Origin of the sequence: Streptomyces sp. CB02009, assembly GCF_001905825.1 — a bacterium.
Classification (GTDB): Bacteria; Actinomycetota; Actinomycetes; order Streptomycetales; family Streptomycetaceae; genus Streptomyces.
The window spans coordinates 599,628-625,426 of record NZ_LIVV01000005.1; the positions used below are offsets into that span (position 1 = coordinate 599,628).

Consider the following 25,799-nt stretch of genomic DNA (forward strand, 5'->3'; position numbering starts at 1 on the left):
TTCTCCCGCCCCGGCGTCCCCGTCGCGTCGGGCGGGGCGCGCATCCTCTCCGCGCTCCCCGGCGTCCTGTTCCTCGGACCCCTGACCGCCACCACCCCGGCCGGACCACCGGACCGGGCTTCCAACGCGAGGTCGACCCATGAAGCACACCACCCACCCCCGTCACGTGGTCTTCGGCTCCGGGGCCGTCGGCACGGCCGTCGCCGAGGCGCTGGTCCGCCAGGGGGAGTCCGTACGGATCGTCAACCGGTCCGGGCGGGCGGACGTCCCCGACGGTGTCGAGGTGGTGGCAGGCGACGCGGCCGATCCCGCGTTCACCACCGCCGTGGCGGCCGGAGCGGCCGTCGTCTACCAGGCGCTCAACCCGCCGTACCACCGCTGGCTGCAGGAGTTCCCCGCCCTCCAGGCCGGGGTGCTCGCCGCGGCGGAGGCGAGTGGCGCCCGCATGGTCTCGATGGACAACGTGTACAGCTACGGCCCGCCCGGGGGCCGCCCGTTCACCGAGGAGACGCCCGAGGCCGCGACCACCCGCAAGGGCAGGCTCCGGGGCCGGATGGCCCGGGACCTGCTCGCCGCCCACCGCGCCGGTCGCGTGGAGGTGGCGATCGGGCGCGCCTCCGACTACTTCGGGCCGCGCGGCGGCGCCCAGTCGAACCTCGGCGACCTGGTCGTCCCCGCCCTGCTCGCCGGGCGCACCGCCACCGTCCTGGGCGATCCGGACCAGCCGCACACCTACACCTACATCCCCGACATCGGGGAGGCGCTCGCCCTCCTCGGCCGGCATCCGGACGCCCCGGGCCGGGTCTGGCACCTCCCCAACGACCCGCACACCCGCACCACCCGCGCACTCGTCGACCTGGCCCACCGGGCCACCGGCCGCCCCGGCTCCGCCCGCCTGCGCCGGATGCCGACGGCGGCCCTGTACGTACTGGGCGCGTTCCATCCGACGGTGCGCGAACTGATCGAGATGCGCTACGAGTTCGCGGAGCCGTTCGTGGTCGACTCCGCGCTCGTCGGGGAGCGGCTCGGCGCCGTCGCCACCCCGGTCGAGGAGGCCGTGGAGCGGACCGTGGCGGCGTACCGGGCCCTCAGAAAGTGAGGACCCCGCGGGCCACCTTGCCCGCCTCCGCGTCCTCGACCGCCCTCGCGAACTCCTCCACCGGGTAGGTGGCGGTGACGAGTTCGTCGAGGAGGAGGCGGCCCGAGCGGTACAGCTCGGCGTAGAGCGGGATGTCGCGCTGCGGGCGGGAGGAGCCGTACCGGCAGCCCAGGATCGACTTGTCCAGGAACATCGCGGCGGGCAGGAAGCCCGCCTCCGCCTTCGGCGCCGTCATGCCGAGGAGGATCGCCTGCCCGTGCCGGTCGAGGAGGTCGATCGCGGTCCGGACGAGCCCGGTGTGCCCGACGCACTCGAAGACGTGGTCGGCGCCGGTGGGGAGGACCTCCCGCACTCCGTCGGTGGAGGTCAGGAAGTGGCTCGCCCCGAACCGCCGGGCCACCTCCTCCTTCGCCGGGTTCGTGTCCACGGCCACGATCGTCAGCGCGCCCGCGATCCGCGCGCCCTGGAGGACGTTGAGCCCGATCCCGCCGGTGCCGATGACGACGACCGTCTCGCCCCGCCCCACCCGGGCCCGGTTCAGGACGGCCCCGACGCCGGTGAGGACGCCGCAGCCCATCAGGGCCGCCGAGGCGAGCGGGATGTCCTGCGGGATCTTCACCGCCTGGACCGCCTTCACGACGGTCCGCTCGGCGAACGACGAGTTCGACGCGAACTGGTAGAGCGGCCGGCCGCCCCGGGAGAAGGGCTGCCCCGGCATCCCGATGGCCTTCCGGCACATGGTGGGCCGCCCGCGGTCGCAGTCCGCGCAGGCCCCGCAGTTGGCGAGGGTCGACAGGGCCACGTGGTCGCCCGGGACGACGTGCGCGACACCGGGGCCGACCGCCTCGACGACCCCGGCGCCCTCGTGCCCGAGGACCACGGGAGGGGGGAAGGGGATGGTCCCGTCGACGACCGACAGGTCGCTGTGGCACAGTCCGGCCGCCGCGATCCCCACCAGCACCTCGCCCGGTCCGGGGTCCCGCACCTCCAGGTCGTCGACGACCTGGACCTGCTTCCCGTCGAAGACCACGCCCCTCATGAGCCGTCCTCCGTCCCGGCACCGGCCGTGCCGCCACCGGCCGCGCCCGCAGGGGCGCCGGTGGCCGAGCCCGCTTGGCCGCCCGCTCCGGAACCCGCGCCCGCTTGGCCGCCCGCGCCCGCGCCGGAACCCGTACCCGCCTGGCCGACCGCGCCCGCACCCGCGCCGGGACCCGCGCCGCCCGCGTTGGGCCGGTCGCCCGCCGCCGCGGCGCGGGCCATCTCCTCCAGGCGCGCCAGCATCGGCATCGGGTCCACCCCCACCGTTCCGGGCAGGAAGTCCGCGATCCGCTCCGGGGTCCAGGCACCGCCCTCCGCGTATCCCGCCCGCAGCTCCCTGGGCTGCGCCCAGACCGCGATCTTCGGGCCGGCGATCGTGTAGACCTGGCCGGTGATCCTCTCCTCGCGGGCCCGTTCGGAGAGCAGGTAGACGACGAGCGCGGCCACGTCCTCCGGTTCCCCGATCTCCTTCAGTTCCATCGGGACGTTCGCCGACATCCGGGTCCGTGCCACCGGCGCGACCGCGTTCGCCGTCACCCCGTACTTGTGGAGGCCGAGCGCCGCCGACCGTACGAGGGAGATGATCCCGCCCTTCGCGGACGCGTAGTTGGCCTGCGCCACCGAGCCCTGGTGGTTGCCGCTCGTGAAGCCGATCAGCGTGCCGGTCCCCTGGCGCCGCATGATCGCCGAGGCCGCCCGGAAGACCGTGAAGGTGCCCTTCAGGTGCGTCGCGACGACCGGGTCCCACTCCTCCTCGGACATGTTGAAGAGCATCCGCTCGCGCAGGATGCCCGCCACGCACACGACCCCGTCCAGGCGGCCGTACTCGGCGAGGGCGACGTCGGCGACCCGCTGGCCGCCCGCCATCGTCGAGATGTCGTCGGCGACCGCGACCGCCGTTCCGCCCGCCGCCTCGATCTCCTTCACCACCGACAGCGCGATCTCCGAGGTCGGTTCACCGCCCTCGATGGACACCCCGTAGTCGTTGACGACGACCTTCGCGCCCTCCGCCGCGCACGCGAGGGCCACGGCGCGGCCGATGCCCCGTCCCGCGCCCGTCACGGCGACGACCTTGCCAGCCAAGAAGTTCCCCACGCCCGGCCCCTCCCGCAGTTTCTGACGGTCCGTTAGATTCATTCGTCGTCAGGATTCTACGGTCCGTCAGATACCGGAAAACAAGACCCCGGAGGCCCCGATGTCTCTGCCCGCCGCATTCCACGAGATCGCCAAGCGCGTCAACAACTGGGGACGCTGGGGACAGGACGACGAGATCGGCACCCTCAACCTCGTCACCGACGAGGTCGTACGGGAGGCCGTCGCCACCGTCCGCACCGGCCACCGCGTGCCCCTCGCCGTCGACCTGAAGCAGGACGGCGTCCAGACCGGCATGATCCCCGGCCGGGTCAACCCTCTCCATGTCATGGTCCAGATCAACCAGGAGCTCTTCGGCCCCGGCACGGTCGCCACCAGCGACGACGCCGTGACCCTCGGACTCCAGGCCGGCACCCACTGGGACGCCCTGACCCATGTCTCCCACTCGGGCCACCTCTACAACGGCCGCCCCGCCGCCACCATCACCCCGCACGGCCGCTCCGAGTTCAGCGGCATCCACACCGCCCGCCACCTCGTGAGCCGCGGGGTCCTGCTCGACGTGGCCGCCGCCAAGGGCCTGGAGCGGCTGCCGGGCGACCACGCCGTCACGCCCGAGGACCTGGACGAGGCCGCCGACTTCGGCGGGGTGACCGTACGGCCGGGCGACATCGTGCTCGTCCGCACGGGGCAGATCCAGTCGTACCTGGCCGGCGACCGGCACGGATACGCCTTCCCGTCACCCGGGCTCTCGATCCGTACACCGGAGTGGTTCCACGCCCGGGACGTCGCGGCCGTCGCGAACGACACCCTCACCTTCGAGATCTTCCCCCCGGAGATCGAGGACCTGTGGCTGCCCGTGCACGCCCTCGACCTGGTCGAGATGGGCATGCTCCAGGGGCAGAACTGGAATCTGGAAGCCCTGTCCACAGCCTGTGCACAAGAGCGGCGCTACGCCTTCCTGCTCTCCGCGATGCCCGAGCCCTTCGTGGGCGGTACGGGCACACCGGTGGCACCGGTCGCCGTCCTCTGAACGGCGGTACGTCGACGGGTGGCGGCGCACAGGGCTCGACAGCCGCCCGCCACCCGGCCGTGATCGGTCAGCAGGGCACCCGGCCGGGCGCCACCGAGGCCCCCGGAACGGGCGAAGGCGCGGCCGGAGCCGGATCCACCTCGCACCAGATGCTCTTGCCGGCGCCCTCGGGCTGCCAGCCCCACCGGTCCGCGAGGCCGTCGACCAGCTCCAGGCCGCGCCCATTGGTGTCGTCGCCCTCGGCGTGCCGGGGCCGCGGCGGGCGGTCGCTCGCGTCCGCGACCTCGACGCGCACCCCGCCCCCCGCCGCGAACAGCATCCGCAGCACGGCCGGACAACCGGTGTGCACCACGGCGTTGGTCACGAGCTCGGAGATGAGCAGCACCAGCGTCTCGGCCAGCGGCTCGTCATCGCCTATGCCCGAGCCGACGAGCCGCGACCGGGCCCACCTCCGGGCTCGCCCCACCTCCGCCGGGTCCGGCCCGACCTCCAACTGAACCTGAAGCACCTGCACCGCTCACACCATCCGAACCGGCGGACACATCGCCTCGCGCCTCACAGCCATCGACGCCCTTACGGAACGTGATTCCCTTACGAGACAGCATGGTTGACGTACAGTCACCGCAACAAGCGCTTCGGGCATATTCCAGCGCGAAGGAGTACGCGTAGTCCATACTGTGCGACGCACGCTGCGGGGAGTCGAACAGGAGCGCGCGGAGCGCCTCCTCGGGGCGCGAGCGGCGCGCATTCCCGGCTCCGGAGTCACCTCAGGGGCGACACCGGGACGATCCGGGCCAACGAGCACTCGCATCCCACGGAGCGTACCGGAGCCGGAGGCCGACTCCGGGCCGTGACGGCCCCGCCGAAGGAAACAACCAGATATCAACATTCCGTGACCCGGCGGGCGCGGACAGCGATGCCGGGAGTCACAGTGCGGCGGCCACCGCCTCCTCGGCCCGGGCGGCGGGCAGCCGCAGCTCGGCACGGACCCAGGCGCGCTTGAGATGCAGATGGACGTCGGCCTCCCAGGTGAAGCCCATGCCGCCGTGGACCTGGAGGCAGTCGCGGGCGTTGGCGGTCGCGGCCTCGTCGGCGAGGAGCTTGGCGCCGGCGATCTCGACGGGGTCGGCGGTGACGGAGGCCGCGCGGACGGCGGCGCGGGCGAGCTCGTTCCGGACGAGCATCCCCGCGCAGAGGTGCTTGACGGCCTGGAATCCCCCGATGGCCTGCCCGAACTGCTCGCGCTCACGGGCGTAGGAGACGGCCGCCCCGGTGGTGGCCTCCGCACTGCCCACCTGCTCGGCGGCGGTGAGCAGGACGGCTTCGAGCGACGCCGCTCCCCCGCCGCCGTCTCGGGCGGGGACGGGGACCCGGTGCAGCGGCGTCAGCGGATCCACCGACCGGATCGGTACGGCTCCGTCCGCGTCCCCCAGCACCACATCCGCCTCGTCCAGCCAGGGGACGAGTCCCTCGGCCGCCTCGGTGACCACGACGGCCCCCTCCGCCGCCCCCGGGACCGTGCCCGCCGCCAGGTGCGTGGCGACCAGCGGCCCCGGCAGCAGCACCCGCCCCGCCTCCTCGAACACGAGGACCGCCTCCGGAAGGCCGAGGCCCACGCCCCCCTCCTCCTCCGGGAGGCGCAGCGCGAAGAACCCGGCCGTGCCGAGCTCCCGCCACAGGCCGCGGTCCAGCGTCCCGCCGGCGTCGACCGCCGCCCGCAGCGCCTCGCGGTCGAAGCGGCCCCGGAGGAGGTCCCGTACACCGCGCCGCAGGGCCTTCTGGTCCTCGGTGAGTCGGAAGTCCATGGCGGGGGTCACCGGCCCTTCGGCAGGCCGAGGATGCGCTCGGCGACGATGTTGCGCTGGATCTGGGAGGTGCCGGCCGCGATCGCGTACGAGAGCGAGGACAGCCGGTCGAGGGTCCAGTCGCGGCCGAGGTCGAGCGCGTCGGGGCCGAGGACGGCGGCGGCGGCCTCGTACAGCTCCTGGCGGGCGTGCGAGTAGTGGAGTTTGAAGACGGAGCCGCCCGCGCCGGGCACCCCGCCGGTGGCCTGGGCCTCGCTGACGTTGGCCTGGACGATCCGCCACAGGGCCCGGAACTCGGCGGAGAGCCTGCCGAGGCGGCGGCGCAGGACGGCGTCGTCCCAGGTGCCGTTCTTCCGGGCGGTGCGGGCGAGTTCGCCGAGGAGGCGGCGGCAGGCGACGACCTCGCCGACGAAAGCGGTGCCGCGTTCGAAGGAGAGGGTGACCATGGTGACCCGCCAGCCGTCGTTCTCCTCGCCGACCCGGTTCCCGACGGGCACCCGCACCTCGTCGAGGAAGACCTCGGCGAACTCCGTGGAGCCGGCGAGCGTCCGCAGCGGCCGCACGGTGACGCCGGGGGCGTCCATGGGCATCGCGAGCCAGGTGATGCCCCCATGCTTGGAGGGCGCGCCCGGCCGCCCCGGCTCGGGTCCCGTCCGGACGAGGAGTTCGCACCAGTCGGCGACCTCCGCGTGCGAGGTCCAGATCTTCTGGCCGGTGACGACGTACGCGTCCCCGTCCCGGACCGCCCTGGTCCGCAGCGAGGCGAGGTCGGAGCCGGCGCCGGGCTCGCTGAAGCCCTGGCACCAGACCTCGTCGCCGCGCAGGACCGGTGGCAGCCAGCGGGCGCGCTGTTCGGCCGTGCCCTCGGCGGCGATGGTCGGGCCCGCGTGGAGGAGGCCGACGAAGTTGGCGCCGACGTAGGGCGCCCCGGCGAGTTCGGTCTCCTCGAGGAAGATCAGCCGCTGGGTCGGGGAGGCGTCCCAGTACACGTCGGCGTACCCGGCGTCGTACAGCCGCCGCTGCCAGCCGCAGTCGTACGCCCGGCGGCCCGGCCAGTCCAGCGGGTCGGGTCTCGGCGGGAGTCCGGGCAGGGTCGCGGTGAGCCATTCCCGGAGCCGGGCGCGGAACTCCTCCTCCTCGCCGGTGCAGGAGAGGTCCATCAGGCGCTGTCCCGACCGGAGCCGGCGACCGGTCCGAAGCGGACGCCCCGGTCGAGGTCGAGGCCGAGCATGCGGATGGCGTTGCCGCGCATGAGCTTGTAGACCGTCTCGTCGTCGAGGCCCCGGACGTGGTCGAGGGCGACCTCCTTGGTGTGCGGGAAGGTCGAGTCGACGTGCGGGTAGTCGGTCTCGAAGGTGGCGTTGTCGCGCCCGACCACGTCCAGGGACGCGATGCCGTGCTTGTCGCGGAAGAAGCAGCAGAAGATCTGCCGGTAGTAGTACGTGGACGGCGGCTCGGGGACGAGGTCGCGGACGCCGCCCCAGGCGCGGTGCTCCTCCCAGACGTCGTCGGCGCGCTCCAGGGCGTACGGGATCCACCCCATCTGGCCCTCGCTGTAGGCGAGCTTGAGGCGGGGGAACTTCACGAGGACGCCGCTGAAGAGGAAGTCCATCATCGAGGCCATCGCGTTGTTGAAGCTGAGCGAGGCCTGGACGGCGGGCGGGGCGTCGGGCGAGGCGGCGGGCATCTGGCTGCTGGAGCCGATGTGCATGTTGACCACCGTGCCGGTCTCCTGGCAGACGGCGAAGAAGGGGTCCCAGTGGCCGGAGTGGATGGAGGGCAGGCCGAGGTGGGTGGGGATCTCGGAGAAGGTGACGGCCCGGACGCCGCGGGCGGCGTTGCGCCGGATCTCGGCGACGGCGAGGTCGATGTCCCAGAGCGGGATGATGCAGAGCGGGATGAGCCGGCCGCCGCTGTCGCCGCACCACTCCTCGACCATCCAGTCGTTGTAGGCGCGCACGCAGGCGAGGGCGACCTCCTTGTCGTGGGCCTCGGCGAAGGTCTGGCCGCAGAAGCGGGGGAAGGTGGGGAAGCAGAGGGAGGCCTCGACGTGGTTGAGGTCCATGTCGGCGAGGCGTGCCGCGGGGTCCCAGCAGCCGCGCCGCATCTCGGCGCGGGTGATGCCCTCCAGGGTCATGTCGTCGCGGTCGAAGCCGACGGCGGCGATGTTGCGCTTGTACGGGAACTTGAGGTCCTCGTAGATCCACCAGTCGGTCGGCGGGCCGTCCGGGTCCATCGTGATCTGGTACTTGCCGGCGACGTAGGCGAGCTCCCCGATGCCGGCCGTGAGGGGCTGGGGCCCGCGGTCGCGGTACTTCTTCGGGAGCCAGGTCTCGAAGAGGTGGGCGGGCTCGATCACGTGGTCGTCGACGCTGATGATGCGGGGCAGTTCCGTCATGACCCCTCCATGTTTCTGATGGACCGTCAGATCTGACGGAATCAGGCTAGCCCCGCACCCCTGGACCGACAAGCGCCCGGCCTCTACGCTCGCCGGACGATCTGACGGAACGTCAGCCAAGAGGAGTCCGGTCATGGAACAGACCGCACACGCCCTGGGCGCGGCCCGCACGCTCTGGGAGCTCGTCGAGCGCCGCGCCGCCCTCACCCCCGACCTGCCCGTCCTCCTCCAGGGCGACCGGGTCCTCACCTTCGGCGGGCTGCGCGAGCGCGCCGAGCGCTGCGCCGCGGGACTCCACGCCATGGGGGTGCGCCCGGGCACGGTCGTCGCCTGGCAGCTGCCCACCCGCATCGAGACCGCGGTGCTCTCCTTCGCGCTCGCCCGCATCGGAGCCGTACAGACGCCCGTGATCCCCTTCTACCGGGACAGGGAGGTCGGCTTCGCGCTGCGCGAGTCCAAGGCCGAGTTCTTCGCCGTCCCCGGAAAATGGCGTGGATTCGACCATGCCGAGATGGCCCGGCGGCTCGGCGCGCACGGGATCTTCGAGGCGTACGACCCCGACTCCCTGCCCGACGGCGACCCGGCGACGCTCCCCCCGCCGCCCTCCTCGGGGACCGACGTCCGCTGGATCTACTGGACCTCGGGCACGACCTCCGACCCCAAGGGCGTCCTGCACACCGACCGGTCGCTCCTCGCGGGCGGCTCCTGCCTCGCCCACGCGCTCCGGCTCACCTCGTCCGACGTCGGCTCGATGGCCTTCCCGTACGCGCACATCGCCGGGCCCGACTACACGGTGATGCTGCTGCTGTACGGCTTCCCGGCCGTCATGTTCGAACAGTTCGCGCTGCCCGAGGCCCTCGCCGAGTACCGGCGGCACGGGGTGACGGTCGCCGGCGGCTCCACCGCCTTCTACTCGATGTTCCTCGCCGAGCAGCGCAAACAGCCCGGCGAGCCGGTCATCCCCACCCTGCGGCTGCTCGCGGGCGGCGGGGCGCCGAAGCCGCCGGAGATCTACCACGCCGTACGGAAGGAGCTGGGCTGCCAGCTCACCCACGGGTACGGCATGACCGAGGTCCCCATGATCACCATGGGCGCGCCCGACGACACCGCCGAGAACCTCGCCACCACGGAGGGCCGCCCGCCGGCCGGCATGGAGATCCGGATCACCGGCTCCGGCGAGGTGCGGCTCCGCGGGGAGGCCGTCTGCCGCGGCTATCTGGACCCGGCGCAGACGGCCGCCGCCTTCGACGAGGACGGCTTCCTCATCACCGGCGACGTCGGGCACCTCACCCCGAGCGGGCATCTGGTCCTGACCGGCCGCATCAAGGACATCATCATCCGAAAGGGAGAGAACATCTCGGCCAAGGAGATCGAGGACCTCCTCCACCGGCACCCGGGCGTCGGCGACGCCGCCGTCATAGGCCTCCCGGACGCCGAACGCGGCGAGCGCGTCTGCGCCGTCGTCGAACAGCCCCCGGGGGCGGCCCCGCTGACGCTCCCGGTGGTGACGGCCTTCCTCCGGGAGGCCGGTCTGTCGGTGCACAAGCTGCCGGAGCAGCTGGAGGTGGTGGACGCGCTCCCTCGCAACGAGACGCTGCGGAAGGTGCTGAAGTACAAGCTCAGGGAGCGATTCGGTCGCTGACCCGCTGCCCGGGGAGGGCCGCGTCGGCGAGCTCCGCCGCCGTCGCCGGCCGCTCCGTCGCCGCCTGCTCCGCCCGCTCGGCCTCCGCCGTCGCCTCCGCTTCGGCCCGCTCCTCCGCCTCGGCCCGCTCCGCCGCGCCCGTGAGCGCCCCCGGCACGTCGTCGTACACCTCGAAGAGGCGCCGGACGCCGAGCGCGGCGAGGACCCGGCCGACGTGGCCGACGTGGCCGTCGCGGTCCTCGGGGAGGATCAGGCGCAGCCGGCCGCCGCAGGAGCGGAGCAGCCGGCGGGACGCGATCAGCACGCCCACCCCGCTGGAGTCGCAGAACCGCACCGCGGACAGGTCGACCACCAGGTCGTGGCGGCCGCCCGCCACGGCGTCGTGCACGCGTCGGCGTATCCGGGGCGAGGTGACCAGGTCCATTTCGCCCCGCACGCGGAGCACCGTCCAGCAGCCGTACTCGTTCTCGTCGACCTCGATCGTCGTCACGCTCGCCGCCTGCCCCGAGGGCGCGGCCCGAAACCCCCGGGCGCGAGGATGACGCTTTCCTTACCATCCGGGATCGCGTCAAGGGCGCAGTTGCGGCAAACATGCGTGCGTTCCCGGGACGGCGCACTACTTTGGAGTAGAGACGGAGAGCCGCCGGAGCCGGGAGGGGCGAGGGTCGCATGGCGACGGACACACCACCGCGCTGGGACCGCAGGATGCAGCAGCGGCTGGCGCGCGGCGAGGCGGCCGCGCTCGGCGAGCTGTACGACCGGTTCGCCGCCCTGGTGCACAGCCTCGCCCACCGGGTCCTCGACGACGACGACGCGGCCGACCAGATCACCCGCGAGGTCTTCGGCTACATCTGGGAGAACCCGGACGCGTACGACCCCAAGCAGGGCAACCTGCGCTCCTGGGTCGCCAGGCTGACGCAGCGGCAGGCCGTCCACCGGCTGCGGCAGGCCGAGACGACGGCGTACGCGGAGACCGGCCGGGGTTCGGCCGAGGAGCTGGAGCAGAAGGTCCGGCGGGCGTCGGTCGCGGCCCGCGCCGACTACATCGTGACGTCCATGCCGACGCCGCTGCGGGCCGCGCTCGAACTGGCGTACTTCCAGCGGCGGGACTACCGGCAGACCGCCGCCGACCTCGGCGTCACCGAGGACGAGGCTCGGCGGCGCCTGCGCCTCGGACTCCAGCTGCTCTCCTCGGCGAACCGGCCCTTCGCCGAGGGCGGCGGACCGCCCGGTTACGGGCGGGCGCGGTGACCCGGGCGAACGGCGACGACGGGGACGACGTCGCACGCGCCCCGTGGATACCCGGGCCGCGCCGGGCGGCGGACGACCACGCCGACCTGACGGCCGACCCCGGTGGAGCCCCGGAGGAGGAGAAGCCCGGGGCGGAGCCCGAGCCCGACGTACCCGTCCTGACGCACGGGGTGCTCAAGTCCCTTCTCGGGGCCTGGGCGCTTTCGGCGTGCTCGCCCGGGGAGACGCAGGCCGTCGAGGACCATCTGACGGCCTGCGCGCCGTGCGCGGACGAGGCGCTGCGGCTCCGGGACGCGGTGGCGCTGCTGCACGAGGACCGCGATCTGGACCTCGACCCGCTGCTGCGGTCCCGGGTGCTCGAGAACTGCCTGGGCCGGCGGCCGGCCCGCATCCCGGTGCCGGAGTGGGTCACGCCGTACGACGCGGAGACCGCGCGGCTCGACGCCCTGCTCCGGGACATCGGCGAGTCGGAGTGGCACGCGCCGGTCCGGCTGAAGTGGTACGAGGAGGGCCGCATCGTGCGCCGGAAGGCGACGGTCGCCGCGGTCATGGGGCACCTCCTCGCGGTGGACGGGCTCGTGTCGGCGGCGCTCGGCCTGGAGGACCCGCTGGGCGCGGGAACCCCGGAGCTGTCGCCGTCCGAGCGGACGGAGGCGCTCTGGTCGGGCCTCGACCGGCCGCCGAACCGGTCGATCCGCGGCCCCTGGCGGGACCAGAGCCACACGCTGATCCGGACGGTGTCGTTCGCGGGGCGCGGCGTGGCGGACCTGACGGTCACGTACAAGGACTTCGCGCTGCCGCTGCGGGACTCCCTCCTCGAGCGGGCCTTCGAGTGCTGGGTGCACGCGGACGACATCGCGAACGCGGTGGCGTACCCGTACGCGGCGCCGAGCGGGGCGCATCTGCACAGCATGATCGACCTGGCCGCGCGGCTGCTCCCGGGCGCCCTGGCGAACCGCCGCCGCACCGGCCTCGCGTCCCCGGCCCGCCATCTGGTCGAGGCGGGCACGCCGGGCCGCTCGCTGCACCTGGAGGTGGAGGGCTCGGGCGGCGGCCACTGGTACATCGCGCTGGACTCCCCGGCGGCACTCGGCTCGCCGGAGCGGGTGGTGGCGCAGGTGGCGATGGACGGGGTGGAGTTCTGCCAGCTGGTGGCGGGGCACATCTCCCCGGCCGAGGCGGCGGCGGGCCAGGACGGCGACCGCGAGGCGATCGGGGACGTGCTGTCGGCGGTGGCGTCGCTGAGCCGGCTGTAGGCGCTCGGCCGGGGCGTCGCTGAGCCGGCTGTAGGGCGCTCCGCCGGGGCGTCGCTGAGCCGGCTGTAAGGCGCTCCGCCGGGGCGCCCGGAGCGCCGTGGCGCGTGCTACGGGATTACGCGAAGACCACCGTGCGGCGGCCGTTCAGCAGGATGCGGTGTTCCGCGTGCCACTTCACCGCGCGGGCCAGCGCCTGGCACTCGACGTCGCGGCCGATCGCGACCAGCTGGTCCGGGGTCACGTCGTGGGCGACGCGCTCGACCTCCTGCTCGATGATCGGGCCCTCGTCGAGGTCGGCCGTCACGTAGTGGGCGGTCGCGCCGATCAGCTTCACACCGCGCGTGTACGCCTGGTGGTAGGGCTTGGCGCCCTTGAAGCTCGGGAGGAACGAGTGGTGGATGTTGATGATCCGCCCGGAGAGCTGCTTGCAGAGGTCGTCGGAGAGGACCTGCATGTAGCGGGCGAGGACGACCAGTTCGACGTTCTCCTCGCGGACCAGGTCCAGGAGCTCGGCCTCGGCCTCCGCCTTGTTGTCCTTGGTGACGGGGATGTGCCGGAAGGGCAGCGCGTACGAGCCGACGAGTTCCTCGAAGTCGGTGTGGTTGGAGACGACCGCCACGATCTCCACCGGCAGCGCGCCGATCCGCGAGCGGAACAGCAGGTCGTTCAGGCAGTGGCCGAACTTGGACACCATGAGGACGACCCGCATGCGCTGGTCGGCGCGGTGGATCTGCCAGTCCATCTCGAAGGAGTCGCCGACGGCGACGAAGCTGGCGCGCAGCTTGTCGACGTTCACCGGTGCCTCGGCCGAGAAGTGGACCCGCATGAAGAACAGCCCGGTGTCGCGGTCTCCGAACTGCTGACTGTCCTCGATGTTGCAGCCGGTGATGAAGAGGTAGCTCGACACGGCGTGCACGATGCCCTGCTTGTCGGGGCACGAGAGGGTGAGGACGTACTGGTCGGTCATCCCGTCAGCCTGCCATATCCGGAGCCGCGTGGTGACCCACCGTCCGTCAGGCGGACCCCGTCATGATGTGCAGCACGTCGAGGGAGCGCGGTGGCGTGTCCGGGTCCTCCCCGTCCGCCTGGGCGAGGCGTACGTGGGCCTCGCGGGCGGCCCGGACGGCCTCGGGCCATCCGGGGTGCTGGAGGTAGGCGGAGACGGGGGCGTCGGGACCCACCTGGTGCATGATGCGCAGCACCCGCAGGACGGCGACGTCGACGAGGGCTGCCTCGCCGGTGTCGCGGAAGATCGAGCCGACGTACTTCTCGGCGGACCAGTTGTCGAGCCAGGTGTCCTCGACCAGGCGGTAGACGGCGTCGGTGACGTCGCCGTACCCGTCGAGGCCGGCCAGCCAGGTGGTCTCGTGGAACCCGGGGTCGGAGAGCATGTGCAGCGCCGAGCGCACGTTGCTGCGCCAGCGCCACCACGGCATGTCGTTGAGCGGCATGCCGCCCATGGTGGAGGAGCGACGGCCGCGACGGGAAGAGTTCACCGAACCGGAGACTGGACTGGACACGTTTCGATCGTACGTTCCCCTGTCCGATCACCGGAGCCGCCCCCTCGTAGCCCCCGTAATTCACCTCGACGTCACCCGCTGTTGAACCGTGCTCACTCCCGCGTTACCCATGGGGCGGAAATGTGCGTGTCCATGACCGGACGGCGACTGACCTCACTCCTCGCGTACGTCACGACCGCGACGGCCGGAGCCTCGTTGCTCACCGGTTGTGGCGTGCTCCCTGGAACCACGGGGGGTTCCAGGGAGCCCGTCACCGTGATGACGTGGGCTCCCGACCAGACCCGCGCCACCAATATGCCCGGAATGCCCGCCATGGCGCAGACCTTCGCCCGCTGGGTCAACTCCCAGGGCGGCATCGACGGCCACGAGCTGCGCATCCTCACCTGCAACGAGCACAACACCACCACCGGCGCCGCGGCCTGCGCCCGCCGCGCCGTCCGGGAGAAGGCGGTCGCCGTCGTCGGCTCGTACAGCCAGAACGGACGCGCCTTCATGGCCCCCCTGGAGGCCGCGGGCATCCCGTACATCGGCGGCTACGGCATCTCGGAGGACGAGTTCACCAGCCCGCTCTCCTACCCCGTCAACGGCGGCCAGGCCTCGCTCATCGCGGGTCACGGCATGCAGCTCGCCGCGTCCTGCCGCCGGGTCTCGCTCGTCCGGCCCGACACCCTCGCCGGCGACAAGTTCCCCGAGCTCCTCAACTCGGGCCTGCGCAAGGCGAGCCACCGCAGCGCCGTCGACATCCCCGCCGTCGAGGACGCCGCCGAGTACACCGAGCCCGCCACCGAGGCCCGCGAGAAGGCCGGCGACGAGGACGGCTGCGTCACCGCCGTGCTCGGCGAGCGCACCCAGACGTTCTTCGACTCCTTCCGCCGCCTCCCGCAGCAGGACGGGGACGGCGGGAACGGGGACGGCGGGGACGGGAAGGGGAACGGGAACGGCGGGAACGGGGACGGCTCGGGCGACGCGTCCGGCAAGAAGGAGGAGGACGGCGTGCGGATCTCGTCCGTCCTCGGCAGCGTCGGCCAGCCCGTGATCGACCGCACCGGCGGCGCCCACAGCCCCTTCGAGGGCGCGTTCGTCACCGGCTGGTACCCGGAGGCGTCCGACAAGAGCTGGGCGCCGATGCGGAAGGTCATCCAGGAGCACGCCTTCGCCGACAACCGGGTCGACCCCGCCGACGCGGGCGTCCAGACCACCTGGATCGCCTACACGGTCCTCAAGGAGGTCGTCGAGTCCCTCGACACCGACACGGTCACCGCCACCCGGATCGCGTACGCCCTCGACCGGGGCGCGCGGATCGACACCGGCGGCCTGACTCCGACCCTGCGCTGGAAGTACGAGGACCTGCTCGGCGCGCCGGGCTTCCCCCGGATCGTCAACCACGAGGTGACGTTCCAGGTGGTCCGCGAGGGCCGGCTGGTGGCGCAGCAGCCCGGTTTCGTCGACGTCGGCGAGACCGTCCTGAGCGCCCCCTGAGCCGCGCCCGCCGTGGCGCTCGCCGCGGCGGGCGCCACGGTCCTCGTCGCGGCTCTCGTCGCGGCCGGGACTACAGCTGGGTGTACGCCCGCTTCTCCAGGCCGTACTTCGAGGCCGTCGGGTTCCACAGCGAGGCCGCCTGCTTCTTGGCGGCGGTGGCCTCGCCGCTCTTGTTGTTCGCCGCGGCCAGCCGCGGGGTGGAGCGGGCCTTGCCGCCCTTGCAGGCCTTCTTGTCCTTCATCTGGTCGCCCCAGGCCGCGTAATGGTCGTCCGCCGCCGCCGAGGCCTCCCAGGCCTTGGTGAGCGCGGCCGTCAGGGCCGGGTTGTCCGGGATCTTGTCGACCGACAACGACTGGAGCTTGGTGACCAGGCTCCGGCGCTGCTCGGCGGCGCCCCGCAGGTCGCTCGCGGCCTTGTCCAGGTTCTTGCACTGCTTGATGGACTCGACCGAGCTGATGACCGTGTCACGGCTGTCGCTGCTGGTCGCGAGGAGCTTGCTCAGCTCCTTCGCCTGCGGCTCCGCCGGGTCGGCCGGCTTCTCGGCGGGCTCGGTCGTCGCCTCGCCCGACGGCGCGGCGGAGCTCTGCGCCACGGTCTGGGGGCCCTTCTCGGGGCTCTTGTCCTCGTCACCGCCGCTGAGCAGCGCGCCGGCCCCGAGGCCGACGACCGCGCAGCCGACGACGACGGCGGCGATCAGCGCGACCGGGGACTTGCGGCGCGGGGGCTCGGGGTCGGCACCGTCGTCGTAGTAGGCACCCTCGTACCCGTACTGCTGCGGGGGCGCCGGCGGCTGGTGGTGCTGCTGGTGCTGCGGCGGCTGGTGCTGCTGGTACGGGGCCGGGGCGGGCTGCTGGTACGCCTGCGCGTGCGGCTGCTGCGGCGCCCGCGGCGCCTCCGTACGGAAGAGGTTGTCGAACTCGGCGGGCGGCTGCCGCTCCCCGGGCTCCTGCGCCGGTACGGGGGCGATGTACTGGGTCGCGTCGGAGGCGCCCGCGGGCCCCGGGCCCTGCGCCTGGAGCGGCCCGGTGCCCAGGAACTGGGTCTGCGCGCCCCCGCCCTGCTGCGGCGGCACGGGGGCGATGTGCTGGGTGGCCTGCATGTCCCCGGCCGGCGGCGGATAGCCGTACCCGGGCTGCTGACCGGGCTGCGGCATCCCGCCGTGCGCCTGGTGCGGGTACCCGTAGCCCTGCTGCTGCCCCGGCGCCTGCGGCATCCCGCCCTGGACCGGGGACACCGGCGGCATCCCGCCAGGCACCGGGGGTATGTGCTGGGTCGCCTGCATGTCGGCGCCGCCCGGGGCACCCGGCCCCGGGTAGCCGTAGCCGGCCTGCGGCCCGCCCTGCGGGACCGGCGGCAGGTACTGGGTGGACTGCATGTCGGCACCGCCCGGCGCCGCCTCCGGAGGCAGGGGCTGCGCGGGCGGCAGCGGCTGCCCGCCCTGCGCCGCGCCGGCGGGACCCCAGGCGCCACCGTACGGCTGTGCTCCCCCTGAAGCGTTCTGCGCCGGGGGCACCGCCGGGTACTGCGGCTCCGGACCCTGTCCGTTCTGCGTCACCGGGACTCCTACTGATGGACCTACGGAATCGTCGGCTCACGCTACCGGGTGCGCCCGGGGCTCCGCACACACGTGTGAGCCCGGTTACACAACCTTCGCGAACGGCGGCGCTCCCCGCCGGGACCGGCGCGCCCGGCGGACCCTAGGCGGCGTGGAGCTCCATGCGCGCCCCGAACTCCCGTACCACCGCCTCTCCCGCGTACGGCTCCAGACGCTCCCGCAGGTCCTCCAGGTACTCCGCGCCCCTCGACGACCGCAGCGTGCCCAGCAGTTCGAGCGCGCGCGTGCCCGTGCGGCAGGCCTGCTCGACCTCGCGCTGCTGGACCTGCGCCGAGGCGAGCAGGGCGAGGCCGATCGCCCGGCGCCGCGCGCGCGTCTCCGGGTGTCCGGCGATCGACTCCTCCGCCGCCCGCGCCGCGGCCTCCGCCCGCCCCAGGTCGCGGTAGCAGTGGGCCAGTTCGTCCGCCAGGTACGCGTGGTCGAAGTGGGCGATCCACACCGGGTCGTCGCCCGACTCGGGATCGGCCTGCTCCAGGGCCCGCACGGCACGCCCCGCCGCCGTCTCGAAGGCGCTGAGGTCGCCGAGCAGCGCGTGCCCGCGGGCCTCGGCCGCGAGGAACATCGACTCCGCGCGCGGCGGCACCTTCCCGCGCGCCCCCTCCTGCGCGGCCCGCGCCAACTGGGCGATCTCCCGGGGGTTTCCGAGCTGCGCGGCGAGATGGCTCATGGAGGCGGCGAGGACGTAGCCCCCGTAGCCCCGGTCGCCGGCGGCCTGCGCGAGCCGCAGCGCCTGGATGTAGTACCGCTGCGCGAGGCCCGGTTCGCCGGTGTCCACCGCCATGTACCCGGCGAGTTCGGTCAGTCGGGCGACCGCCGCGAACAACTGCCGGCCGACGGCCTCCCGGTACGAGCCGGACAGCATCCCCGACACCACGCTGTTGAGGTAGTGGACGACCACCGGGCGCACGTGCCCGCTGCCGAACCGCCGGTCGAGGTCCACGAGCGCCGCCGTCATCTCCCGTACGGCCGCCACGTCCGCGACCCCCACGCGCGCCCCCGCCATCCGGGCCACGTGCGTGTCGGGGCCCGTGATCAGCCAGTCCCGGCTGGGCTCGACCAGCGCGGAGGCCGCGACCGCCGAGCCGGAGAGGAAGTCGCGGCGGCCCACGTCGCTGCGCCACAGCTCGCAGACCTGCTCGATCGCGCCGGGCACGGTCGGCGCGAACTGGAGGCCCACCCCGGCCGCCAGGTTCCGGCCGTTGGCCATGCCGACCTCGTCGATCGTGACCGTACGGCCCAGCTTGCGGCCGAGGGCCTCGGCGATGATTCCCGGTGCCCGCCCGCGCGGCTGCTGCCCGCGCAGCCAGCGCGCCACCGACGTCTTGTCGTACCGCAGGTCGAGGCCGCGCTCCGCGCCGACCATGTTGACCCTGCGGGCGAGGCCGGCGTTGGAGCAGCCCGCCTCCTGGATGAGCGCCTGGAGCCGTTCGTTGAGCTGACGCGGAACGAGTGGCCTGGCTGCCATGAGTACCCCCTGAGGCCGTGCGGTGATCATCGGAGGTGAGATCACTGCCCGGCGGATATCCGGTCAATGCCGATGTGAACACGCGAAACCGGACACGTCGGTTGCGATGCCGCCGCCGGCGCCCCCACCCGTCCGTACCCACCCCAGCTCTCCGGGCCCCCGCGCGCCCCCGCCCGTGCACCGATGCGCCCCGCATGCAGGATCGATGCCTCACCCCGCTCGACACCCTGGCCGTAACCCCAGGTGGCGGGGGAAGTTGTGTTCCACGTGGAAGAGACCATCGGAGTCACGGAAGCCGCACAGATCCCCCAGCAGCGCGGCGAGCTGCTGCTGGACAGTGCCGTGCGGTACGCGGAAGAGCGGCACTGGGACGTGTTTCCCGGGACCTGGCTGGAGGCCGTCGAGGGCCGGGAGCGCTGCTCCTGCGGGGCGGAAGCGTGCGCCCTGCCCGGCGCCCACGCGGTCAGGCCCGACTGGTCGACACAGGCGACCGGCAGCGGGGTCGGAGCCCGGCGCATGTGGTCGAAACAGCCGAAGTCGTCGATCCTGCTGCCGACCGGCCGCACCTTCGACGCGATCGAGGTGCCCGAGTCCGCCGGGTTCCTGGCGCTCGCCCGGATGGAGCGGATGGAGCTGACGCTCGGCCCGGTCACCTGCACCCCGGACCGCCGGATGTTCTTCTTCGTCCTGCCCGGCGCCGCGGCCAAGGTGCCCGACCTCGTCCGCAAGCTCGGCTGGGTCCCGGCCTCCATCGACCTCACCACCCGCGGCGAGGGCCACTACGTGGCGGCCCCGCCCACCCGCGTCGGCGGCAGCGGCGCGGTCCAGTGGGCCCGGCGCCCCACCCCGGCGAACCGCTGGCTCCCCGACGCCGAGGAACTGATCAGCGCCCTCGCGTACGCGTGCGGCCGGGAGGCGGCGGAGGCGAGGAGCCGCACGTCTTAACCCCTGGGTCCCCGCGGGCCCCGCCCTTAGGGTGGGCCCGTAAGACACACGGGGACGACGAGGGGCAGACAGACCATGCCTGACCAGGCATTTGACGGAGCGTTCGACACGGCGGGCGCCGCACCGGGGGACGGTGCGGTGCCCGCCGTGCGCATCGAGGGCCTCTGGAAGCGATTCGGCCAGCAGATCGCGGTGAACGGCATCGACCTGGTGCTGCCCGCGGGCAAGTTCATCGGGCTCGTGGGCCCCAACGGCGCCGGCAAGACCACCACCCTCTCGATGATCACCGGCCTGCTCCGCCCGGACCAGGGACGCATCCAGGTCGCCGGGCACGACGTATGGGCCGACCCCGAGTCGGTCGCCCAGGTCAAGGCGCGGATCGGCATCCTGCCCGAGGGCCTGCGGCTCTTCGAGCGGCTGTCCGGCCGCGAACTCCTCGCGTACAGCGGCCGGCTGCGCGGGCTGCCCGGCGCCGAGGTCGACAAGCGGGCCGCGCAGCTCCTCGACGTCCTCGACCTCACCGGCTCGCAGAACAAGCTGGTCGTCGACTACTCGACCGGCATGCGGAAGAAGATCGGGCTCGCGGCGGCGCTCCTCCACAACCCCGAGGTGCTCTTCCTCGACGAGCCCTTCGAGGGCGTCGACCCGGTCTCGGCGCAGACCATCCGCGGCGTCCTGGAGCGGTACACCTCCTCCGGCGCCACCGTCGTCTTCTCCAGCCACGTGATGGAGCTCGTCGAGTCGCTCTGCGACTGGGTCGCCGTGATGGCGGCCGGCCGGATCCGCGCCCAGGGCACGCTCGCGGAGGTGCGGGGCGACGCACCGTCGCTGCAGGCGGCGTTCCTGGAGCTCGTCGGCGCGAACGGGCGCGAGGCGGCGGGCGACTCCCTGGACTGGCTGGGCGGCGGGGCGGGGGCTGCCGGCGGGTCTGGCGGCGCCGGCGGGTCTGGCGGCACCGGCGCTCCGGGTGGTTCCGGTGCCTCGGATGCCTCGGAGGCTTCGGGTGGCTCCGGTGTTACGGGTGAGGCACAGCGATGAGTGCCTTCCCGACCACGGCCGCCGATGAGACCGCAGCCCCGGCCGCCGGCTCCGTCCCCTCCCTCACCTCCGTGTTCGTCCGGCTCAAGCTGAGCCTGCTGCGCAACGGGCTGCGGCAGTCGGGCGGGCGGACGGCCGCGTACATCCTGTCCATCGTCTTCGGCGCGATCCTCGCCGCGGCCCTCCTGCTGGCCTTCGTCCTGCTGCGGGGCAACGCCGACGCCGCCAGCGTCGCGATCCTGCTCTCGGGGGCGCTCGCGCTCTCCTGGGCGGTGATGCCGCTGTTCATCCCCAGCGGTGACGAGACCCTCGACCCGTCGCGGCTCGTCATGCTGCCGCTGCTGCCGCGGCCGCTGATCCGCGCGCTGCTCGTGGCCTCCCTCGTGGGTGTCGGCCCCGTCCTCACCCTCGTCCTGGCCCTGGGCGCCGCGCTGTCCGTCGCCCACGGCGCGGGCGGCACCGTGCTCGCCGTCCTCGCCGTACCGCTGACGGCCGTGACGTGCGTGGCGCTGTCCCGGGCCGTGGCCGCCGCCAACATCCGGCTCCTCACCTCCCGCAAGGGCCGGGACCTGGCCCTGCTCAGCGGCCTGCTCATCGCCGTCGGCATGCAGGTCGTGAACTTCGGCGCCCAGCGCCTCGGCGAGGCCGGCGGTCTGGAGTCGCTCGAACCCGCGACGGCCGTCGTCGGCTGGCTGCCGCCCGCCGCCGCGATCGCCGCGGTCGACTCCGCGAGCCAGGGCGACTACGCCGTGGCGGCGGTCCGGCTGCTGCTCACGGCGGTCGCGCTCGCGGCGCTCCTGTACTGGTGGCAGCGGAGCCTCGTACGGCTGATGGTCGAGCCCGACGGCTCCACGATCGGCGCCGCCTCCGACACGGGCGGCCGTGACAAGGCCGACGGCACGGGGCTGCTCGCCCGGATCCTGCCGGACGGGCGCACGGGCGCGGTCATGGAGCGCAGCCTGCGCTATCTGTGGCGCGACCCGAAGACGAAGGCCGGGGCCGTGACCTCGCTCGCGCTCGGCCTGATCGTCCCGCTCGTCAACGCCCTGCAGGGCACGGGCTCGATCTACTGGGCGTGCTTCGCCTCCGGCATGCTCGGCATGCTGATGTACAACCAGTTCGGACAGGACACCTCGGCGTTCTGGATGGTCGCCCAGACCATCTCGACGACGGCCGACGCGTACGCCGAACTCAAGGCGCGGGCCCTGGCCCTGCTCATGGTCACCCTGCCGTACGCGGTCTTCGTCACGGTCCTCACGGTCGCCGTCCTCGGCGACTGGGAGCGGCTCCCGGACGCCGTCGGCCTGGCGCTCGGCCTGCTCGGCGCGATGCTGGCGACGGGCTCGGTGGTCTCGGCCGTCTTCCCGTACTCGATCCCGCAGGACAGCGGTTACAAGAACGTGGCTCCGGGGCAGGGCGCCCTGGCCTGGATCTCGATCCTCGGCGGCATGCTGACGGCCCCGGTGCTGTGCGCGCCGCTGATCGGCGCGACGATCTACCTCCACGTCTCCGACCAGGAGTCCCTGCTGTGGCTGCTGTTCCCGGCCGGCACCCTCTACGGCGCGCTCCTGGTGTGGGTGGGCCTGAAGGTGGCGGCACCGCGGACGGTGCGGCGGCTGCCGGAGATCCTGGCGGCGGTCAGCAAGGGATAGCCACCGCGTCCCTCCCGACGCGTACGGCGACGGCCCGCCCGGACCATCCGGGCGGGCCGTCGGCGTTCGTCGGTGCTCGTCCGTCACGCGTGCCGGCCGGGCCGGTAGTCGCCGGCGGGCTGACGGGTGATGGCGTTGCCGCGGTTGAAGGCGTTGATGAGGGCGATCTGGGTCACCAGGACGGCGAGCTGCTCGTCGTCGAAGTGCTTGACGGCCTCGGCCCAGGCCTCGTCCGTGACCCCGGCCCCGTCGGCGAGGCGGGTGCCCTGCTCCGTCAGCTCCAGGGCGGCGCGCTCCGCGTCGGTGAAGACGGTGGCCTCGCGCCAGGCGGCGACCATGTGGAGCCGTACCGAGGTCTCCCCGGCAGCGGCGGCGTCCTTGGTGTGCATGTCGAGACAGGCTCCGCAGCCGTTGATCTGGCTGGCGCGGATCTTGACGAGCTCCTGGGTGGCGGCGGGCAGCGACGAGCCCTCGGCGATCGCCTGGTTCGCCGCGATGACGTGCTTCCAGGCCTTGACGGCGACCGGGCTGCCGAACATGTTCAGACGCGCACTCATGACGAGCTCCTCCGTGCTGGTGGGTGACTACACCCCCTGGACGGAACGGGCCCGCCGGGATGTGACATCCCGGAAGGTGACGTAGGTCTCGCGGCGGCTCACGGGCGGTACGAGGCGACCAGGCGGGCCAGGTGGCGGCCCGCCAGTTCCAGGGGGGTCGCGCTGCGGGCGACCTGGGCCGCCAGTTCCGCGCCCTCCAGCGTGGCGATCACCGTGTGCGCCAGCTCCTCCGCGTCCGTCTCCGGGAAGCCCGACGCGGCCAGCTTCCGGGCGACCACCGCCCGCCAGCGGGCGAAGGCCTCGGCCGCCGCCTCCTGGACGCCGGGCGCGCTGTGCGCCGTACCGACGACGGTGGACGTGACCGGGCAGCCGTCGAGCCAGTCCGAGTCGCGCAGCCCCTCGACGAGGGAGGCGGTGAGCGCGACGAGCGCCTTCTCGGGCTCCGGTTCCGCGTCCAGCGCCTCGGTGAGGAGTTCGGCGAACTCCTCGTCGCCGAGCCTGACCGCCGCGGTGCCGAGCTCCTGCTTGCCGCCGGGGAAGAAGTGGTACACGGAGCCGAGGGTCGCCCCGGCCTCGACGGAGATCTGCTTGATGCCGGTGCCCTCGTAGCCCTGGCGCTGCATCAGGCGTGAGGTCGTGCGGACGATCCGCTCGCGGGTTCCGGCGGTCTCGGGATCGTGCGGGGCCTTGGTCTTCACGTCACCAGGGTACCGAACTAGAGCGATCGTTCTAGCCCTGTGCTACGTTCCTCTCTAGATAGAGCGTTCGTTCTAGTGACTCGGGGAGAACTCTGTGAACACGTCCGCCACGCACCACCCGTCCGCGTCCGTGACCGTCGTCGGCCTCGGCCCCATGGGCCGCGCCATGGCCGGCGCCTACCTCGACGCCGGCTACCGCGTCACCGTCTGGAACCGCACCGCGAGCCGCGCCGACGACCTGGTCGCCCGGGGCGCCGTCCTCGCCGCCACCGTCGAGGAGGCCCTGCGGGCCAACGAAGCGGTGGTGCTGAGCCTCACCGACTACGCCGCCATGTACGCGATCCTCGAACCCGCCGCCGCCGCGCTGGAGGGGCGCGTCCTGGTCAACCTCAGCTCGGACACCCCGGAAGAGGCCCGCAAGGGCGCCGCCTGGGCGGCGAAGCACGGGGCGCGGCACCTCACCGGCGGGGTCCAGACACCGCCGTCCGGCATCGGTGCGCCGGAGTCCAGCACGTACTACAGCGGCCCCCGCGACCTCTTCGAGGAGTACGAGGGCCTCCTGAAGGTGCTGACGGACACCGATTACCGGGGCGAGGACCCGGGGCTGGCCGCGCTCTACTACCAGCTCCAGATGGACCTCTTCTGGACCGCCCTGACCGCCTGGCTGCACATGGCGGCGGTGGCGGACGCGAACGGCATCGCGCTCTCCGAGATCAAGCCGTACGCGAGCCGGACGCTGACCGGGATGGACCAGTTCCTCGACTTCTACACGCCGCGGATCGAGGCCGGCGACCACGGGGGCGACGTCGACCGGATCTCGATGGCCGTGGCCAGCCTCGACCACGTCGTCCACACGACCCGGGACTCGGGCGTGGACCCGGCACTGCCGGCCGCCGTCCTGGAGGCGTTCCGGCGGGCGGCGTCCGCGGGCTACCAGGACGACAGCCTGACCCGGCTGTTCGAGGTGTTCGGCCGACGGCCCTGACGCCGGGGCGGGGGCAGCGGGGGGCCGCGGGGCGGCGGGGCGGCGGGGCTGCGCGCAATTCGGATGCGCGGAGCCCCGCCGTCTGCGACCCTCGCGCCTTGTGACCCTTGACGACCTTGAGATTCGACGCGCCGGCGACTCCGACGCGGCCGCGGCAGCCGATGTGTGGCTGCGCTCCTTCGACGCCGCGCTGCCGACCGTACGCCGCGCGCACGACGACGACGCGGTACGGGGCTGGTTCGCCCATGTCGTCGTACCGCAGTCCGAGACCTGGGTCGCGGTCGCCGGCGAGACCGGCGTGGTGGGGGTCCTCGTCCTCGACGGCGGGGACCTGGAGCAGCTGTACCTCGACCCGTCGTGGCGCGGCCGCGGCCTGGGCGACCGCTTCGTCGAACTGGCCAAGCGGCAGCGGCCGGAGGGCTTGGACCTGTGGACCTTCCAGGTCAACGCACCGGCGCGGAGGTTCTACGAGCGGCACGGCTTCGTCGAGGCGGAACGGACGGACGGGCAGCGCAACGAGGAGCGCGAGCCGGACATCCGTTACGTGTGGCGGCCCGCGAAGGACTGACCCGGGACGGCCCGCCGACGGCACGACGCACCGACCGGGCGCCGTGCCCCCGGCGGGCGGCTACGGCGCGGGGACGGGGCCCGCGCCCGGCCGCTCCGCGCGGATCAGGGAGTAGAGCACCGCGTCGCGCCACCGTCCGGCGAGCCACACCGCGGACCGCAGCACGCCCTCCCTGGCGAAGCCCGCCTTCTCCAGCGCGCGCTGCTCGGCGATGTTGTCGACGTCGGTCCAGGCCTGGACGCGTTCGGCCCGCGTGTGGTCGAACAGGTACTCCGCCACGAGGCGCTGGGCCTGGGTGCCCGTCCCTCGGCCGCGCGCGCCGGGCACCAGCTGGATCGCCAGGCTCCAGTTGGCCATGTCGGGGCCCCAGCTGCCGGGGTACCACTTGACCCGGCCCACCGTCACCCCGCCCTCGGCGACCGCGAGGGTTCCGCCGTCGTGGCCGAGGAGGCCGTTCTCCGCGAAGCGGCGGCGGAGGTCGGCGGTCGGCTGGAAGCCGGCCCACGCGTGGGGTCCGGCGCCCTCCGGTCCGCTCAACTCCTCCTCGAACAGGTCGAGATCCTCGGCGGTGACGGGGCGCAGTGTGATGTCGTCCGACACGGTACGGCTCCTGGTGCTCGGCGTGTGACGTTGGCGCCTGACGAGACGCGCTCCGACGGGACGCCA

The 25,799-nt window shown here is 73.3% G+C and carries 24 protein-coding genes and 1 pseudogene; 11 read left to right on the plus strand and 14 right to left on the minus strand.

Features of this window, described 5'->3' with window-relative positions; genetic code table 11:
* The first annotated feature begins 139 nt into the window (after positions 1-139).
* A complete protein-coding gene (locus AMK27_RS22320; protein ID WP_073911124.1) occupies positions 140-1,099 on the plus strand; it encodes an NAD-dependent epimerase/dehydratase family protein in 960 nt (319 codons plus the stop codon).
* Here the strand turns inward: AMK27_RS22320 and AMK27_RS22325 are convergent.
* Both AMK27_RS22325 and AMK27_RS22330 read right to left on the minus strand, forming a co-directional pair.
* Positions 1,089-2,138, minus strand: coding sequence for a Zn-dependent alcohol dehydrogenase (locus AMK27_RS22325; protein WP_073911127.1), 1,050 nt, complete (start codon positions 2,136-2,138; stop codon positions 1,089-1,091). The genes AMK27_RS22320 and AMK27_RS22325 overlap by 11 nt on opposite strands.
* A 182-nt stretch (positions 2,139-2,320) precedes the next feature.
* A pseudogene (locus tag AMK27_RS22330) lies at positions 2,321-3,232 on the minus strand (SDR family oxidoreductase); the annotation flags it as partial.
* A gap of 100 nt (positions 3,233-3,332) precedes the next feature.
* On the opposite strand from AMK27_RS22330, the gene AMK27_RS22335 reads away from it, so the two are divergent.
* Positions 3,333-4,259: a cyclase family protein gene (locus tag AMK27_RS22335; protein WP_073911129.1), complete on the plus strand. Its 927-nt coding sequence runs from the start codon at positions 3,333-3,335 to the stop codon at positions 4,257-4,259.
* Positions 4,260-4,326: 67 nt separating this feature from the next.
* On the opposite strand, the gene AMK27_RS22340 is transcribed toward AMK27_RS22335, so the two are convergent.
* From AMK27_RS22340 to AMK27_RS22360, 4 genes are all read right to left on the minus strand, one after another.
* Positions 4,327-4,773: an ATP-binding protein gene (locus AMK27_RS22340; RefSeq protein WP_073911132.1), complete on the minus strand. Its 447-nt coding sequence runs from the start codon at positions 4,771-4,773 to the stop codon at positions 4,327-4,329.
* Positions 4,774-5,185: 412 nt separating this feature from the next.
* Positions 5,186-6,064, minus strand: a complete 879-nt coding sequence (locus AMK27_RS22350; protein WP_073911139.1) for an acyl-CoA dehydrogenase family protein — start codon at positions 6,062-6,064, stop codon at positions 5,186-5,188.
* Positions 6,065-6,072: 8 nt separating this feature from the next.
* Positions 6,073-7,224: an acyl-CoA dehydrogenase family protein gene (locus AMK27_RS22355; RefSeq protein ID WP_073911143.1), complete on the minus strand. Its 1,152-nt coding sequence runs from the start codon at positions 7,222-7,224 to the stop codon at positions 6,073-6,075.
* Positions 7,224-8,462: an amidohydrolase family protein gene (locus AMK27_RS22360; RefSeq protein WP_073911147.1), complete on the minus strand. Its 1,239-nt coding sequence runs from the start codon at positions 8,460-8,462 to the stop codon at positions 7,224-7,226. Before AMK27_RS22360 ends, AMK27_RS22355 begins: the two co-directional genes overlap by 1 nt.
* A gap of 133 nt (positions 8,463-8,595) precedes the next feature.
* Here AMK27_RS22360 and AMK27_RS22365 point away from each other — a divergent pair, with 133 nt between their 5' ends.
* Positions 8,596-10,104, plus strand: a complete 1,509-nt coding sequence (locus AMK27_RS22365; protein ID WP_073911150.1) for a class I adenylate-forming enzyme family protein — start codon at positions 8,596-8,598, stop codon at positions 10,102-10,104.
* Here AMK27_RS22365 and AMK27_RS44575 read toward each other — a convergent pair.
* Complete coding sequence (locus AMK27_RS44575) at positions 10,082-10,594, minus strand: STAS domain-containing protein (RefSeq protein WP_376458981.1); 513 nt, start codon at positions 10,592-10,594, stop codon at positions 10,082-10,084. The genes AMK27_RS22365 and AMK27_RS44575 overlap by 23 nt on opposite strands.
* A gap of 179 nt (positions 10,595-10,773) precedes the next feature.
* On the opposite strand from AMK27_RS44575, the gene AMK27_RS22375 reads away from it, so the two are divergent.
* Positions 10,774-11,355 (plus strand): sigma-70 family RNA polymerase sigma factor, encoded by a 582-nt coding sequence (locus AMK27_RS22375; protein ID WP_073911153.1) that lies wholly within the window; start codon positions 10,774-10,776, stop codon positions 11,353-11,355.
* Positions 11,352-12,611, plus strand: coding sequence for a zf-HC2 domain-containing protein (locus AMK27_RS22380; RefSeq protein ID WP_073911157.1), 1,260 nt, complete (start codon positions 11,352-11,354; stop codon positions 12,609-12,611). Before AMK27_RS22375 ends, AMK27_RS22380 begins: the two co-directional genes overlap by 4 nt.
* Before the next feature lie 115 nt (positions 12,612-12,726).
* On the opposite strand, the gene purU is transcribed toward AMK27_RS22380, so the two are convergent.
* Complete coding sequence (gene purU / locus AMK27_RS22385; protein ID WP_073911161.1) at positions 12,727-13,578, minus strand: formyltetrahydrofolate deformylase; 852 nt, start codon at positions 13,576-13,578, stop codon at positions 12,727-12,729.
* Positions 13,579-13,624: 46 nt separating this feature from the next.
* Positions 13,625-14,071, minus strand: a complete 447-nt coding sequence (locus AMK27_RS22390) for an SCO4402 family protein (RefSeq protein ID WP_055601323.1) — start codon at positions 14,069-14,071, stop codon at positions 13,625-13,627.
* A gap of 192 nt (positions 14,072-14,263) precedes the next feature.
* Between AMK27_RS22390 and AMK27_RS22395 the strand changes: the two genes are divergently transcribed.
* Entirely contained in the window at positions 14,264-15,610 is a 1,347-nt protein-coding gene (locus tag AMK27_RS22395; RefSeq protein WP_073911164.1) for an ABC transporter substrate-binding protein, read from the plus strand.
* 70 nt (positions 15,611-15,680) lie between these two features.
* Here the strand turns inward: AMK27_RS22395 and AMK27_RS22400 are convergent, their stop codons facing one another.
* Entirely contained in the window at positions 15,681-17,165 is a 1,485-nt protein-coding gene (locus tag AMK27_RS22400; protein ID WP_073911168.1) for a hypothetical protein, read from the minus strand.
* A 142-nt stretch (positions 17,166-17,307) separates the two neighbouring features.
* Positions 17,308-18,690 (minus strand): transcriptional regulator, encoded by a 1,383-nt coding sequence (locus tag AMK27_RS22405; protein WP_073911172.1) that lies wholly within the window; start codon positions 18,688-18,690, stop codon positions 17,308-17,310.
* Positions 18,691-18,948: 258 nt separating this feature from the next.
* On the opposite strand from AMK27_RS22405, the gene AMK27_RS22410 reads away from it, so the two are divergent.
* From AMK27_RS22410 to AMK27_RS22420, 3 genes are all read left to right on the plus strand, one after another.
* Positions 18,949-19,635: a bifunctional DNA primase/polymerase gene (locus AMK27_RS22410; RefSeq protein WP_107425636.1), complete on the plus strand. Its 687-nt coding sequence runs from the start codon at positions 18,949-18,951 to the stop codon at positions 19,633-19,635.
* A 75-nt stretch (positions 19,636-19,710) separates the two neighbouring features.
* Positions 19,711-20,673: an ABC transporter ATP-binding protein gene (locus tag AMK27_RS22415; protein ID WP_241847577.1), complete on the plus strand. Its 963-nt coding sequence runs from the start codon at positions 19,711-19,713 to the stop codon at positions 20,671-20,673.
* The gene (locus tag AMK27_RS22420) at positions 20,670-22,325 is read left to right on the plus strand and encodes a transporter (RefSeq protein WP_073911175.1); all 1,656 of its coding nucleotides are present in this window, start codon (positions 20,670-20,672) and stop codon (positions 22,323-22,325) included. Before AMK27_RS22415 ends, AMK27_RS22420 begins: the two co-directional genes overlap by 4 nt.
* Positions 22,326-22,408: 83 nt before the next feature.
* On the opposite strand, the gene AMK27_RS22425 is transcribed toward AMK27_RS22420, so the two are convergent.
* Together AMK27_RS22425 and AMK27_RS22430 are read right to left on the minus strand one after the other, a co-directional pair.
* The gene (locus tag AMK27_RS22425; RefSeq protein WP_073911179.1) at positions 22,409-22,882 is read right to left on the minus strand and encodes a carboxymuconolactone decarboxylase family protein; all 474 of its coding nucleotides are present in this window, start codon (positions 22,880-22,882) and stop codon (positions 22,409-22,411) included.
* 98 nt (positions 22,883-22,980) lie between these two features.
* On the minus strand, positions 22,981-23,580 hold the full coding sequence (locus AMK27_RS22430) for a TetR/AcrR family transcriptional regulator (RefSeq protein WP_073911182.1): 600 nt from the start codon (positions 23,578-23,580) through the stop codon (positions 22,981-22,983).
* 94 nt (positions 23,581-23,674) lie between these two features.
* Between AMK27_RS22430 and AMK27_RS22435 the strand changes: the two genes are divergently transcribed.
* Both AMK27_RS22435 and AMK27_RS22440 read left to right on the plus strand, forming a co-directional pair.
* Complete coding sequence (locus AMK27_RS22435) at positions 23,675-24,565, plus strand: NAD(P)-dependent oxidoreductase (RefSeq protein ID WP_073911186.1); 891 nt, start codon at positions 23,675-23,677, stop codon at positions 24,563-24,565.
* A 100-nt stretch (positions 24,566-24,665) separates the two neighbouring features.
* The gene (locus AMK27_RS22440; RefSeq protein WP_073911190.1) at positions 24,666-25,133 is read left to right on the plus strand and encodes a GNAT family N-acetyltransferase; all 468 of its coding nucleotides are present in this window, start codon (positions 24,666-24,668) and stop codon (positions 25,131-25,133) included.
* A 60-nt stretch (positions 25,134-25,193) separates the two neighbouring features.
* On the opposite strand, the gene AMK27_RS22445 is transcribed toward AMK27_RS22440, so the two are convergent.
* Positions 25,194-25,733, minus strand: coding sequence for a GNAT family N-acetyltransferase (locus tag AMK27_RS22445; protein WP_073911193.1), 540 nt, complete (start codon positions 25,731-25,733; stop codon positions 25,194-25,196).
* Positions 25,734-25,799 lie beyond the last annotated feature (66 nt).